The 11,745-nt window shown below is 36.7% G+C and carries 13 protein-coding genes; 6 read left to right on the top strand and 7 right to left on the bottom strand.

From position 1 onward, the window contains the following. Positions 1–134 precede the first annotated feature (134 nt). Positions 135–548: an acyl-CoA thioesterase gene (locus tag J4771_RS13175; RefSeq protein WP_224135446.1), complete on the top strand. Its 414-nt coding sequence runs from the start codon at positions 135–137 to the stop codon at positions 546–548. A 118-nt stretch (positions 549–666) separates the two neighbouring features. Here J4771_RS13175 and pepE read toward each other — a convergent pair whose 3' ends face one another. Beyond that, on the bottom strand, positions 667–1,359 hold the full coding sequence (gene pepE, locus J4771_RS13170; protein WP_224135445.1) for a dipeptidase PepE: 693 nt from the start codon (positions 1,357–1,359) through the stop codon (positions 667–669). A 238-nt stretch (positions 1,360–1,597) separates the two neighbouring features. Here pepE and J4771_RS13165 point away from each other — a divergent pair, with 238 nt between their 5' ends. After that, positions 1,598–2,074: a hypothetical protein gene (locus tag J4771_RS13165; protein ID WP_224135444.1), complete on the top strand. Its 477-nt coding sequence runs from the start codon at positions 1,598–1,600 to the stop codon at positions 2,072–2,074. A gap of 67 nt (positions 2,075–2,141) precedes the next feature. After that, positions 2,142–2,981, top strand: coding sequence for a prephenate dehydratase (gene pheA / locus J4771_RS13160; RefSeq protein ID WP_224135443.1), 840 nt, complete (start codon positions 2,142–2,144; stop codon positions 2,979–2,981). A 75-nt stretch (positions 2,982–3,056) separates the two neighbouring features. Here the strand turns inward: pheA and J4771_RS13155 are convergent, their stop codons facing one another. Further along, complete coding sequence (locus J4771_RS13155; RefSeq protein ID WP_224135442.1) at positions 3,057–4,985, bottom strand: M1 family aminopeptidase; 1,929 nt, start codon at positions 4,983–4,985, stop codon at positions 3,057–3,059. Between the two features lie 135 nt (positions 4,986–5,120). Continuing rightward, the gene (locus J4771_RS13150; RefSeq protein WP_224135441.1) at positions 5,121–6,404 is read right to left on the bottom strand and encodes a replication-associated recombination protein A; all 1,284 of its coding nucleotides are present in this window, start codon (positions 6,402–6,404) and stop codon (positions 5,121–5,123) included. Between the two features lie 117 nt (positions 6,405–6,521). Here J4771_RS13150 and yidD point away from each other — a divergent pair, with 117 nt between their 5' ends. Both yidD and lgt read left to right on the top strand, forming a co-directional pair. Continuing rightward, on the top strand, positions 6,522–6,800 hold the full coding sequence (yidD, locus tag J4771_RS13145) for a membrane protein insertion efficiency factor YidD (protein WP_224135440.1): 279 nt from the start codon (positions 6,522–6,524) through the stop codon (positions 6,798–6,800). Positions 6,801–6,965: 165 nt separating this feature from the next. Beyond that, positions 6,966–7,832 (top strand): prolipoprotein diacylglyceryl transferase, encoded by an 867-nt coding sequence (gene lgt, locus J4771_RS13140; RefSeq protein ID WP_224135439.1) that lies wholly within the window; start codon positions 6,966–6,968, stop codon positions 7,830–7,832. Positions 7,833–7,883: 51 nt separating this feature from the next. Here the strand turns inward: lgt and J4771_RS13135 are convergent, their stop codons facing one another. Together J4771_RS13135 and J4771_RS13130 are read right to left on the bottom strand one after the other, a co-directional pair. Then, on the bottom strand, positions 7,884–8,117 hold the full coding sequence (locus tag J4771_RS13135) for a hypothetical protein (RefSeq protein WP_224135438.1): 234 nt from the start codon (positions 8,115–8,117) through the stop codon (positions 7,884–7,886). Between the two features lie 88 nt (positions 8,118–8,205). Further along, positions 8,206–9,705 carry an NAD(P)H-hydrate dehydratase gene (locus J4771_RS13130; RefSeq protein WP_224135437.1) on the bottom strand — a complete coding sequence of 500 codons (1,500 nt, stop codon included), beginning with the start codon at positions 9,703–9,705 and terminating at the stop codon, positions 8,206–8,208. A 163-nt stretch (positions 9,706–9,868) separates the two neighbouring features. On the opposite strand from J4771_RS13130, the gene mscL reads away from it, so the two are divergent. Beyond that, positions 9,869–10,240, top strand: coding sequence for a large conductance mechanosensitive channel protein MscL (gene mscL, locus J4771_RS13125; RefSeq protein WP_224135436.1), 372 nt, complete (start codon positions 9,869–9,871; stop codon positions 10,238–10,240). Positions 10,241–10,302: 62 nt separating this feature from the next. On the opposite strand, the gene J4771_RS13120 is transcribed toward mscL, so the two are convergent. Further along, positions 10,303–11,262, bottom strand: a complete 960-nt coding sequence (locus J4771_RS13120; protein ID WP_224135435.1) for a D-2-hydroxyacid dehydrogenase — start codon at positions 11,260–11,262, stop codon at positions 10,303–10,305. Between the two features lies 1 nt (position 11,263). Further along, the gene (locus J4771_RS13115) at positions 11,264–11,665 is read right to left on the bottom strand and encodes an LNS2 domain-containing protein (RefSeq protein ID WP_224137860.1); all 402 of its coding nucleotides are present in this window, start codon (positions 11,663–11,665) and stop codon (positions 11,264–11,266) included. Positions 11,666–11,745: the final 80 nt, after the last annotated feature.

Genomic DNA, 11,745 nt, shown 5'->3' with positions numbered 1-11,745 from the left:
TTTCGTTCTGCAATTTTTCCGTCGGTTATATAATTTTGAGAGAAGACAAATATCGAATTTTTAATTTTCAAAAAAAAATTTTTGTGCTATTGATTATTTAAAAATATATTTGTATGACTTATTTAAAACTTAAGATGATACACACAACTCACTCATTAAGAGTACGTTACGGAGAAACAGATCCTATGAAATACGTTTATTACGGCAACTACGCCGAATATTTTGAAGTTGCCCGTGTCGAACTTTTTCGGGAACTTGGAATGCCGTATGATGAAATTGAAAAACTGGGAATTTGGCTTCCTGTTTCGGAGTATCAAATTAAGTATTTGAAACCTGCACTTTATGACCAAATTTTAGAAATTCATACCTACATCAAAAAAATTCCCAGTGTTCGAATTGAATTTGACTATGAAATTTACAACGAGGCGAAAGAAAAAATCACCGAAGCAAAAACCACGCTCTTTTTTTTCGAGGCCAAAACCAATCGACCGGTGAAATGTCCTGAGTTTTTGATGAAAATCATCGAGAAGCGTTGGAAGGAAGAATAGAAGTTTTTGGTTTCAGCTTTCAAGTTCCACGTTGTTACAATAGCGATTTGTCCTTACAACGAGACACGCCAATTCACCACTCCCAGTGAAGCGATTCAACGACGAAGCAGAATTCACATTAAAGAACACTTCCCGCCCCCACTTCATACGGCTCCTTCCCTTTTTCAAAAATTCTGGTGGATTCGCTCCCTTCAACGGTTATTTTATCTCCAATTCTTTTGATCCAGTTTCCTTCGCGAAGTCCGACCACTTTGGTGTCGTTTTGGGTCAAAAATTCCTTGATTCGTGTTTCTCTGGTTTCTCCGTTATGTTTCAGTTCAGGATTTGGGTCGAGGTAATGCGGATTTAGGTTGAACGGAACCAGTCCCATACAGTCAAAACTCGGTGGATAAACAATCGGCATATCGTTCGTGGTTTTCATGTTGATTCCGCCAATGTTCGAACCTGCGCTTGAACCGAGATAAGGTTTTCCCTTTTCTACATTTTCTTTTAGAACCTGCATCAGATTTTCATCATGCAAAGTTTTCACGAGCAGAAAAGTGTTTCCGCCGCCTGTAAAATATCCTTTCGCTGAATTGAGTGCTGCAACTTTATCGTCAAATTCGTGCAGTCCTTTCACGGAAATATTTAAATCTGCGAAAAAATCCTGCACTTTTTTAGTGTATTCCTCGTGCGAAATTCCGCCCGGTCTTGCAAAAGGGATGAAAATGATTTCGTCAACTCCGTCAAAAAGACGGATGATTTCAGTGGTTAAATACTCCAGATAATTTCCACCAAAAAGCGTGGATGTGGAAGCAAGAAGAACGTTCATAATCGTTTTGATTAATAATGAAAAAGTAATAATTAATAATGCTTTACAAATGTAGTTCAATAAAAATTACTGGAAAAGCTTACCTTTTTAACAACATTCACTAATTTAACCTATTGAAAACACAATCTCAACCACAAAATAAATTATGATATTCATAAAATATTTACTGATTTTTATCAACTTTGTGTTAATATTTTTTATTTTAACATTTATGATTCAAAAATGAAGTATATTTGCAATGAATTTAACACACAACAATAAAATCATGATGAATTACACAGTTGTTGGCCTGTTTCCAAGTCAGGAAAACGCCAAAGAAGTATCGGCAAGTTTAGAACAGTCGGGGATTAAAAACGAGGATTACATCATTTACAGAACCGACAAAGAAAATGCACCTGAAGTGAAAAGAAGTTTTTGGGAAAGACTTTTCGGAAATGCAAACCCGGAAATCATTAACATTGAGGTAGATAAATTAATCACAAGCGTTGCCATACACAGCGAAGAAGAACTGCAAAAAGTTAAAAAATCTTTCGAGCAAAATCATGTAGTGAAAATGTACGAGTTTAAGGACATGACCCTGGAAGAAGCCAAAGATTTGAATCATGTAAAGAAAATCGTTGAAATACGCGCAAAATCACACATTTACGCAATGCCAGAAATTGCGCTTTCAAACGGAAGTATTCAGGAAGGAATTAATGCTGAAGTAAAAGCATAATCTTTAATTTTAATTTGTTAAACAAGGAAATCCGTACTTTTTGTGCGGATTTTTCTATTTTTACCGCATGAAAATCGCTTTCCTTGGTCCACGCGCAAGTTTCACGCAGCTCGCCTGTTCGCAAATTTTTCCTGATGATGAACTCGTTCCCCAATCGAGCATTCTCGATTGTTTCAATGCGGTGAAAAATGGTGAGGTTGAAAAAGCAGTCGTTCCTTTGGAAAATTCGATTGAGGGAACCGTTTCCATGACTTTGGATTATCTGTACGATTTCGAAAATATTTTCATTGAAACTGAAGTCGTGATGCCGATTGCACAACATTTAATGATTCATCCCAATAACGAAAGTTTTGAAAAAATTATTTCACATCCGCAAGCTTTAGCGCAGACTTTTCATTTCCGTTTTTATCATTTTAAAAATATGGAGACGCAGGATTTCAGTTCTACGGCTGCTTCCGCTAAATTAGTCTCAGAAAATCCTCAGGAAAAATGGGCGGCAATTGCCAATTCCTACGCGGCGAAATTGTACGGCCTGAAAATCATTCACGAAAATATTCAGGATTTTGAACAGAACCACACCAAGTTTATCGTGATTTCTAAAAAGAGAAATTTTTTGCCATTAAAATTCCCAAAAACGTCAGAGAAAACTTCTTTGATGATTACCCTTCCCGAAGATCATGCAGGTGGACTTCATCAGGTTCTTTCCGTATTTGCGTGGCGAAAAATGAACCTTTCCAAAATTGAAAGCCGAACCATGAAAAAAAGTTTAGGAAATTATTTTTTCTTTATCAATGTCGCGAATGAATGGCATCCTGTTTTATCGGAAAACGCGTTGGAAGAACTGCGTTCGATTGGTGCAATCGTAAAATTCGTCGGACATTACAACGAATATTTGCTGGAAAGTTAAGGCTATTTCATCATTTTTGGCAAAGCCAGTCAGTCTATATAAAACTTTTAACGTCATAAAGCCCGTTCCTATTGATTAATCCTTTACAAATTTTAATTTCTTTCCATTAATTTTAATAAAATAAACACCTTTAGTCATCCCTGCAACATTGATGAAAGCGAATGGTTTATAAGTTCCGGATTTAATGAGTTTTCCATCTGCACTAAAAATTTCATATTCGGAAACTTTAGAAATTCCTTTAAAATTAATTTCATTTTTCACAGGGTTTGGAAATAACGCCACCTCAACTTTATTCACAAAATCTGTTGCCAAAGCCAAATCGTGAATAACCGTGGAGTTTTTTTCAATTATTTGGTATTCATAATTAAATTCCACACTTGCCACTTGGAAAGTCAACGTTTTAGAAAAAAATTGATTATTAGAACTGTGATCTAATACCAGATAAGCCGTTTCGCCATTCGTCCCGATAACTTTTATTGGTAAAGGCATTTCGAAAAAACTCACGGACGGATCACTTTGGGTCTGCGAGACCAAAAATTTGACTTCCTGATTGGCAATCGGTTGGTTCCATCTAATCTCATAGGTCGGGTGACCTTGTCCGTAAATCCAGTCGTTAAAAAACTCGGTAAAATCTTTTCCTGTTGAAACCAGCAATTGATTTTTGAAGTCTTCTGTTTTTGCGTATTTGTATGCAAATGAAGGGTTTGACGTGTAATCTCTTAAAGCCTGATAAAAAACGTCGTCGCCTAAAATCCACTTCATCATTCTTAAACAGAATCCACCTTTAGCGTAGGAAAGACGCCCACTGAAAACAACAGGAATGTTACCCAAATTACTGTCATTAACATAAACACTTCCATTCGGTAAATTGGTAATGGCATTCATTTGATTCAGCAAATGGTTCATAAATTCCTGATGCGTCATCATATTTTTTTCATAAATCACATGTTCTGAAAAAGTGGCGAAACCCTCATTCAGCCAAATGTCGTTCCATGCACCGCAAGTAATTTTATCGCCGAACCATTGATGAGCAAGTTCGTGAACAATTGCCGCTCTCGGAAACGAATCCATGGACGACATCGTTTGATGCTCCATCGCAGCACCGGGAAGATTAAATTCCATGTGGCCGTATTTTTCGTTGGAAAAAGGATAAGGACCGAAGTGATTTTCAAAAATTTGCATTACGGTTTTAGTCCATTCCAAATTTGCTACCACTGCAGGATTTGCGTAGGTATCAGGATAAATATAATTGACATACGGAAAAGATGAATTTCCCATGAAATCATTAGTTTTAGTAAAATTACCCACAGAAATTGCTGCAAGATAAGCCGCCATTGGATATTGTGTTCGCCAAAAAGTTTTCTTTTTATTTCCCGGAAGTACGATTTCGGACATCAATTTTCCGTTTGCGGCAACGCTGTATTGATCCGGCGTCGTAATTTTGAAATCGAAACCTTCAATTTTATCGTTCATGCTTTGTTTCGTTGGAAACCAATTTTGCGCACCATAAGGTTCGGAAAGCGTGGACAATGTTGGAAAACCATACTTTGTCCCCACAAAAAAAGAAGGTCTCCCAGAATTATCTGGAACCCCTGAATAATGAACTGTAAGTGAGTCCATTGAGTTTGCAGGAATGGTCGCTGGAAAATCAATTTTCAGTTCTTTGGTTGAAAGTTGTTGGAAATTCAGATTCTGCCCATGATAAACCACTTGCGAAACAGGAATTGTATTGGTAAAGTCGAAATAGATATTTGACATATTTTGATTCGGCAAAAAATGGGAAGTGACCGAACCTGAAATCCATAAAACGGCAGGATCAACTTCTACATCGAGTCTTTGATATTTCAAATCATAATTTAACGTGTTTGGATTGACATTGAAATTAATCATTTTCATGTACTTCCCTATTTCTTTATCAACTAAAGTTTTATTCTCGAACGGAATTTGCGCAGAAAGCAGGAAAACTAAACAGTTGAAAATCAAAAAAGAATAGAATTTTTTCATGACGGAAATTTGAATTAAAGATAAAGAATTTTATGATTTCAACATCGAATAATTTTGTGGGTCAAAATGCAGAAAACTGCAACCTCATTTTTTCCAAATTTACATGAAAACTGTTGATGGAAAGGAAAGTGAAAATTAATCGAAATACTTCCCTCTCCACTTTTTTTTCAACTCTTCCGAGATTTTATTTTCCGTTGAGTTTTTTCCCGGTTCGTACAATTTTGTTCCTTTAATTTCTTCTGGTAAAAATTCTAAATCTACGAAATTTCCTTCGTGAGAATGTGCGTAATCATAATCTTTTCCATAATCCAAATCTTTCATCAGTTTGGTTGGAGCGTTTCGCAAATGAAGAGGGACAGGAAGATTCCCTGTTCTTTTCACCAAAGACATCGCTTCGTTAATCGCAAAATAAGTGGAATTCGATTTCGGGGAAACCGCCAAATAAACTGCAGTTTCACTCAAAATAATTCTGGCTTCGGGATTTCCAATAACATTTACCGCCTGAAAACAGTTGTTGGCAATAACCAACGCATTCGGATTTGCCAAACCAATATCTTCCGCCGCCAAAATCAGCATTCTTCGTGCAATAAACTTAATATCTTCCCCACCTACCAACATTCTTGCGAGCCAATAAACCGCCGCATTTGGGTCTGAACCACGCATCGATTTTATAAATGCAGAAATAATGTCGTAATGCTGTTCTCCATTTTTATCATAAAGTGCCATTGTTTCCTGCAAAACGGAAAGTACATCTTCGTTGGAAATCTCTTTTTTTGAAGAATTTTTGAAATTATTCAAAACGATTTCCACCGAATTAATAAGCTTTCTCGCATCACCACCCGAATATTGAATAAAGGCTTCTTTGTCTTTAATCTTAATATCAGTTCCTTCCTCCTCATTGAATTTGTTTAAAGAAATATCGGCAAGTTCTTCCAATTTATCATAACTTAACGATTTCAAAACATACACCTGACTTCGCGACAAAAGTGCGGAAACCACCTCAAAACTTGGATTTTCTGTTGTCGCTCCAATCAAGACAATCCACCCTTTTTCCACCGCATGAAGTAAAGAATCCTGCTGCGATTTATTGAAACGGTGAATTTCATCAATAAAAAGAATCGGCGATTTTCCTGAAAAAAGGTTTTGCTTTTTGGCTTCGTCAATTACTTCACGAACATCTTTCACCCCCGAAGAAACTGCGGAAAGTTTAAAAAATTTCCTGCCCGATTTTTCCGAAATAATTTCCGCTAAAGTTGTTTTTCCCGTTCCGGGTGGTCCCCAAAAAATAAGAGAATTCAGGGTATCGTTTTCCAACATTTTTCTGATGGTTCCGTTTTTTCCGGTCAAGTGTTCTTGTCCGAGAACGTCATCTAAAGTTTTCGGGCGCAGTTTTTCGGCTAAAGGGATGTTGTGGTTCATTAATTGGGCGCAAATGGTTGCAAGTTGCAATTGGTGCAAATGGATTCAACTTGATTTAATTTTCAAAGTTAAGAAATTTTGAATCTTGAATCTCGAATCTCGAATCCCGTATCTCGTATGCCGTATCTCAAAATATTAGTTTATTTTTGCAGTGTTTTGAAAAGCACATTCAACAAAATCATTACGTTTCCTTTGGTAGTTTTCATTAAATTTTACCAATGGTTTATTTCGCCTTTACTCCCGAAAAATTGCCGTTACGAACCGACTTGTTCTCACTATATGGTTGAAGCACTTCAAGTTCACGGAATTTTTAAAGGATTTTGGTTAGGGGCAAAGCGAATTGCACGCTGTCATCCGTGGGGAGGAGAAGGTTATGATCCGGTTCCCCCGAAATGAGTGGATGTGTGGGTGAGTTTTGAGTGTTTGAGTGTTTGAGCGAAATTGCAGAAATTTTATGTAAAAATCTTAAAATTTATAACAATTTTTAACCTTGCAACAATTTACACCTATTGCAACTTGCACCTTTCGAAACAGAAATTTTAAATATTAATTTTTGAATCTATGAATTTTTTATATACAACTTGGGATCCTTCCACCGGAATTCATTTGGGACCAATTACGCTTCATTACTATAGTTTGATGTTTATTTTGGCGTTTGGATTGGGTTATTTAATTATGACCAAAATCTTCAAAATCGACAACGTCAACCAAAAATACCTGGAGCCGCTTTTCACCTGGACTTTGGTCGGAACTATTTTGGGAGCAAGATTAGGACACGTTATTTTTTATCAACCGGAACTTTTCAAGCAGGATTTTTGGTCGGTATTTCTACCGATTCAAACCAAACCGGAATTCAAGTTTACAGGATTTTCGGGATTGGCTAGTCACGGTGCGACGATTGCGCTGATCTTCACGACATTGTATTATTCTTACAAAATCATCAGGAAAAATCCGTTTTGGGTGTATGACAGAATTGGAATCGTGGTCGCATTAGGCGGCGCTTTCGTAAGAATCGGGAACTTTTTCAATTCAGAAATTATTGGAAAACCTGCACCAGCAAATTCACCTTTCGCCATTTTATTTCCGCAACAAAGTTCGGAATACGGCGCGATTGTTCCACGTTATCCGACTCAACTTTTCGAAGCAGCGGGATATTTTTTACTTTTCGTTTTATTGTGGATGATTTACCGATATACCAACAAAAAATATCAGCAAGGATTTTTGTTCGGAATTTTCTTCATCATTTTGTGGGCGGTAAGATTCTTTGTTGAATTCTTGAAAGAACCGCAAGGAGACGAATTCATCACTTTTGCTGGATTAAATACAGGACAGGTTCTTTCGATTCCGTTTATGCTTGCTGGTTTTGTTATCTTGTTCACTTCAAAAAACCGAATGATTACCGAAGCGGAAAATGAAAAACCAGATTAATTGGTGCAAATTGTTGCAAAGTGCAATGGGTGCAAACTGGTCTAAAAATTTTTACTTTACACTTGTCACACGAATCTTTCCATCATTTTTGTGATACATCATACAGACAACTTGCCCTTCAAATTCCGAGCAGTAATCGGCTTTTTCAAATGTTGCGGAAACAGTTTGGCCTTCTTTAAAATTTTTCAAAATAGCTGAATTACAAACCAAATAATCTTTTTTGTCGATTTGAAGATACGTTCCTGTACAATCTCGAACAACTTTTGCCGATTCACACTTGAACAAGAAAAAACAAATGGTAAAACCATTGCGGGAAGAATACTTCCAAAAACTTATTTTAGATTTCTAAAAAAACAATCCATAAACGAAGCCATTATTTTTTCAGAGTTTTAAAAGCATTTCCCAATTCTTCTATCAAATCTGAAGGAAGCATCGCTTCTTTGGAATGTTTTTCTGCGGCGAAATCTCCCGCTTTTCCGTGAAGCCAAACTCCGAAAATGCTTGCATTTTTTGGGGAATAATTTTGAGCCAAAAGTGAAGTAATCAGTCCAAGCAAAACATCGCCACTTCCACCTTGTGCCATTCCGGAATTTCCGGTGATGTTGTAATAGACTTTGTTTTCAGGAGTGATAATTTGAGTATGATGGTCTTTTAGAACAATGAAAATTTCAAGTTCTTCAGATTTCTTCTTCGATAATTCCAGCCTATCAAATGAGTTCTCGGTTTTGCCAAAAAGTCTTTCAAATTCTTTCGGATGCGGCGTGATGATTGAGTTTTTCGGAATAAATCGTAAGTTTTCAGGATTTTTAGAAATTATATTTAAGGCATCTGCATCGAGAACCAAAGGTTTCCTATAATTTTTTAAGAATTCTAAAAAAGTGTTTTCTGTTTCGGGATCAGTTCCCAAACCTGGACCAATTCCAACCACTGAATTTTCCTCCACATCAAAGTGAGAAATGAAATCTTCGCCGCCGTACAAATACATCGCTTCAGGACAAGTCGTTTGCAAAATCTCATAACCACATTTTGGGGAGAGCGTGAAAGTTAAACCACTTCCCGATTTTAAAGCCGCTTTTGTCGCTAAAACTGTCGCTCCCATTTTCCCGAAACTTCCGGCAACAACAGTAGTTTTTCCGTAAGTTCCTTTGTTTGAAAATTCGTTGTGAGGTTTGTAGATGTTGCGGATTAAAGTTTCATCAATGACAAAATTTTCAGAAGGTTCTTTTTGAATAAATTCTTTGCCTAAACCAATATTGAGGATATTGATGTTTCCACAAAAAACCCCAGTTTCGGGATGAAGAAATGACTTTTTCCAAAACTGAAAGCTTAACGTTTCATCGGCTTTAAATACCGTTGAATTTTCATCCAAAATTTTGTCGGCAAATAATCCCGAAGGAATATCAATGGAAATTTTCGGAAAGGAAAGTTGATTTAATAATTTAATCAATGCAACCGTTTTACCTTCTATGTTCCTGTTCAAACCTGTCCCAAAAACCGCATCGATTATTACTGAATTGTTCTTAAATTCAAAACCCTTCACCGCATCAAAATCCAAAACATCAATCCCGGAAATCTGCTTTACTTTATAGAAATTAATTTCAGCGTCTTTCGAAAAATTTTGATTCTCTTTACCAATAAAAACTGTTACATCAAACCCGCAATGATAGAGCATTCTTGCCATGGCAAAACCGTCTCCGCCATTATTTCCGTTTCCGCAAAAAAAATGAAAAGAGTGGTCGTAACCGAATTTCTTCAAAATCCAATCCACAGCACTTTGCGCTGCACGTTCCATTAGATTGACAGAAGTTACTGGTTCATTTAAGATGGTGAACTCATCACATTTTTTAATCTGTTCCGAAGAAAATATTTTCATTGATCAACCTCTGAATTTAGTTTCATAAAAATACTTAATAAAATTTAAACCTTTTTATTAAAGCATAGCATTTATTAATAATTTTAAATGTTTTAATGCAAATGGCTGTAGATTTTAGATTAATTTCCTACTTTTGTTCCGTAAAACATTAAAAATATAAATTATGGGATTTGTAAAAGAATTTAAAGAATTTGCGTTCAAAGGAAACGTAATAGATTTGGCAGTCGGTGTGATCATCGGAGCTGCGTTTGGCAAAATCGTTACTTCTTTGGTGGAAGATGTTATTACGCCACTTCTTCTAAACCCAGCCCTCAAAGCTGCAGGTGCTGAAAATATCGCAAAATTAACATGGAACGGTGTTGCTTATGGTAACTTCCTTTCAGCAATCATCAGCTTCCTGTGTATCGCGATGGTACTTTTCTGGTTGATTAAAGGTGCGAACAAAATGAAAAAAGAAGAGCCTGTTGCAGATGCAGGACCATCTTCAACTGATGCATTGTTGATGGAAATCAGAGACGAATTGAAAAAGAAATAATCTTCAAATATCAAAAAAACCCGAACTTGAGTTCGGTTTTTTTTATACATAAATTTCAATGTTTAATGAACTTGCAAAATAGAGCAAATCTGATCTGCCAAAGAAATCCCAATTCGATCCTGCGCTTCCACCGTTGAAGCACCGGTATGTGGAGTTAACGAAATTTTTGGGTGGCTCAAAATTTCCTTTGAAGGTGTTGGTTCGTTGATGAACACATCCAAACCGGCAAAAGCAACTTTCCCCGAATCCAAAGCTGAAATCAACGCTTCCTCATCAATAACGCCGCCTCTTGAACAGTTTACAATTGCTACTCCGTCTTTCATCAGTTCAAATTCTTTTTCACCAATCATCGATCCACTGTTCTGTGCAGGAACGTGCAGCGTGATGAAATCTGCATGTCTCAAAACGCCTTCCAAAGGTTCAGTCTCAATATCCACGTTGATGAATTGGTTGTTGTAAAACTTTACCTTAATAACGGCTTTTCCAATTTGGTTATCAGCTGCAATAACCCGCATTCCCAAACCTAAAGCGATTTTTGCCACTTCTTGCCCGATTCTTCCCATCCCGATAATCCCGATGGTTTTGCCGCGAAGTTCGATTCCTTTTTCGTATTGTTTTTTGAGCTTTGCAAAATCGGTGTTTCCTAAAACCGTCATTTGACGGTTAGATTCCTGCAAAAATCTCGCACCTGAAAATAAGTGTGCGAAAACCAATTCCGCCACAGAAGCAGAAGATGCAGAAGGAGTGTTGATCACGTGAATTCCTTTAGAGCGAGCGTACTCTACATCAATATTGTCCATTCCAACGCCGCCTCTTCCGATAATTTCTAAACTTGGACAAGCGTCAATTAATTCCGCACGAACTTGCGTCGCACTTCTCACCAACAAAGTTTTTATTTGATGCTCGTTAATATATTCTGCCAAAAATTCCTGTGGAACTTTCGTGGTAATTACTTCAAAACCTTTTTCTGTCAACAAATCAATCCCCGATTGATCCAGACCGTCGTTTGCTAATATCTTCATCTTAATCTTTAAAAACTTCAATTGTTACTTGTTTCTCGACCATATCGGTAAATTTACCTTTGTATCTTGTTGCCTTAACCAAGTGATTATCAATCCAATGATAGTTTCCACCTCTTGGTTTACCGCATAAAACGCTATGGTATTTAAAGCCGTGTTTATCCAACCAATCAATCGTAATCTGCTTCAAATTTTCAGTTCTTGAAGTGAAAAAACAAATAATATGTCCTTGGTCGTACCATCTGTTAATCGTTTCCAACGCATCCGGATACGGTTCACAAGTCACCATTCTTTCAGGCTCCTCGTTCGGAACATCATCAGTAATCGTACCATCAATATCGATTAAATAGTTCTTTACCCCGTTTTTCAACTTCGGACTCAAATGGTCTAAATATTCTAATTCCATCATAAAATTTTAAGGTGCAAAATTACAAAATTTCATTGATTAACAGTTATTTAAATTATTTTTTGGGCAATTTTTTGGGC

The organism is Candidatus Kaistella beijingensis, assembly GCF_020084865.1.
Classification (GTDB): Bacteria; Bacteroidota; Bacteroidia; order Flavobacteriales; family Weeksellaceae; genus Kaistella; species Kaistella beijingensis.
The sequence above is the reverse complement of the archived record's forward strand: the minus strand, read 5'-3'. Positions and strand labels throughout refer to the sequence as shown.

Bases quoted from the DNA above. Each gene is read 5' to 3' on its own strand.
- J4771_RS13150 (WP_224135441.1), bottom strand. From the start codon at position 6,404: ATGAACCACAACATCCCTTTAGCCGAAAAACTGCGCCCGAAAACTTTA.
- J4771_RS13155 (WP_224135442.1), bottom strand. From the start codon at position 4,985: ATGAAAAAATTCTATTCTTTTTTGATTTTCAACTGTTTAGTTTTCCTG.
- J4771_RS13120 (WP_224135435.1), bottom strand. From the start codon at position 11,262: ATGAAGATATTAGCAAACGACGGTCTGGATCAATCGGGGATTGATTTG.
- pheA (WP_224135443.1), top strand. From the start codon at position 2,142: ATGAAAATCGCTTTCCTTGGTCCACGCGCAAGTTTCACGCAGCTCGCC.
- pepE (WP_224135445.1), bottom strand. From the start codon at position 1,359: ATGAACGTTCTTCTTGCTTCCACATCCACGCTTTTTGGTGGAAATTAT.
- yidD (WP_224135440.1), top strand. From the start codon at position 6,522: ATGCCGTATCTCAAAATATTAGTTTATTTTTGCAGTGTTTTGAAAAGC.
- J4771_RS13115 (WP_224137860.1), bottom strand. From the start codon at position 11,665: ATGGAATTAGAATATTTAGACCATTTGAGTCCGAAGTTGAAAAACGGG.
- J4771_RS13175 (WP_224135446.1), top strand. From the start codon at position 135: ATGATACACACAACTCACTCATTAAGAGTACGTTACGGAGAAACAGAT.
- J4771_RS13130 (WP_224135437.1), bottom strand. From the start codon at position 9,705: ATGAAAATATTTTCTTCGGAACAGATTAAAAAATGTGATGAGTTCACC.
- lgt (WP_224135439.1), top strand. From the start codon at position 6,966: ATGAATTTTTTATATACAACTTGGGATCCTTCCACCGGAATTCATTTG.
- J4771_RS13165 (WP_224135444.1), top strand. From the start codon at position 1,598: ATGAATTTAACACACAACAATAAAATCATGATGAATTACACAGTTGTT.
- mscL (WP_224135436.1), top strand. From the start codon at position 9,869: ATGGGATTTGTAAAAGAATTTAAAGAATTTGCGTTCAAAGGAAACGTA.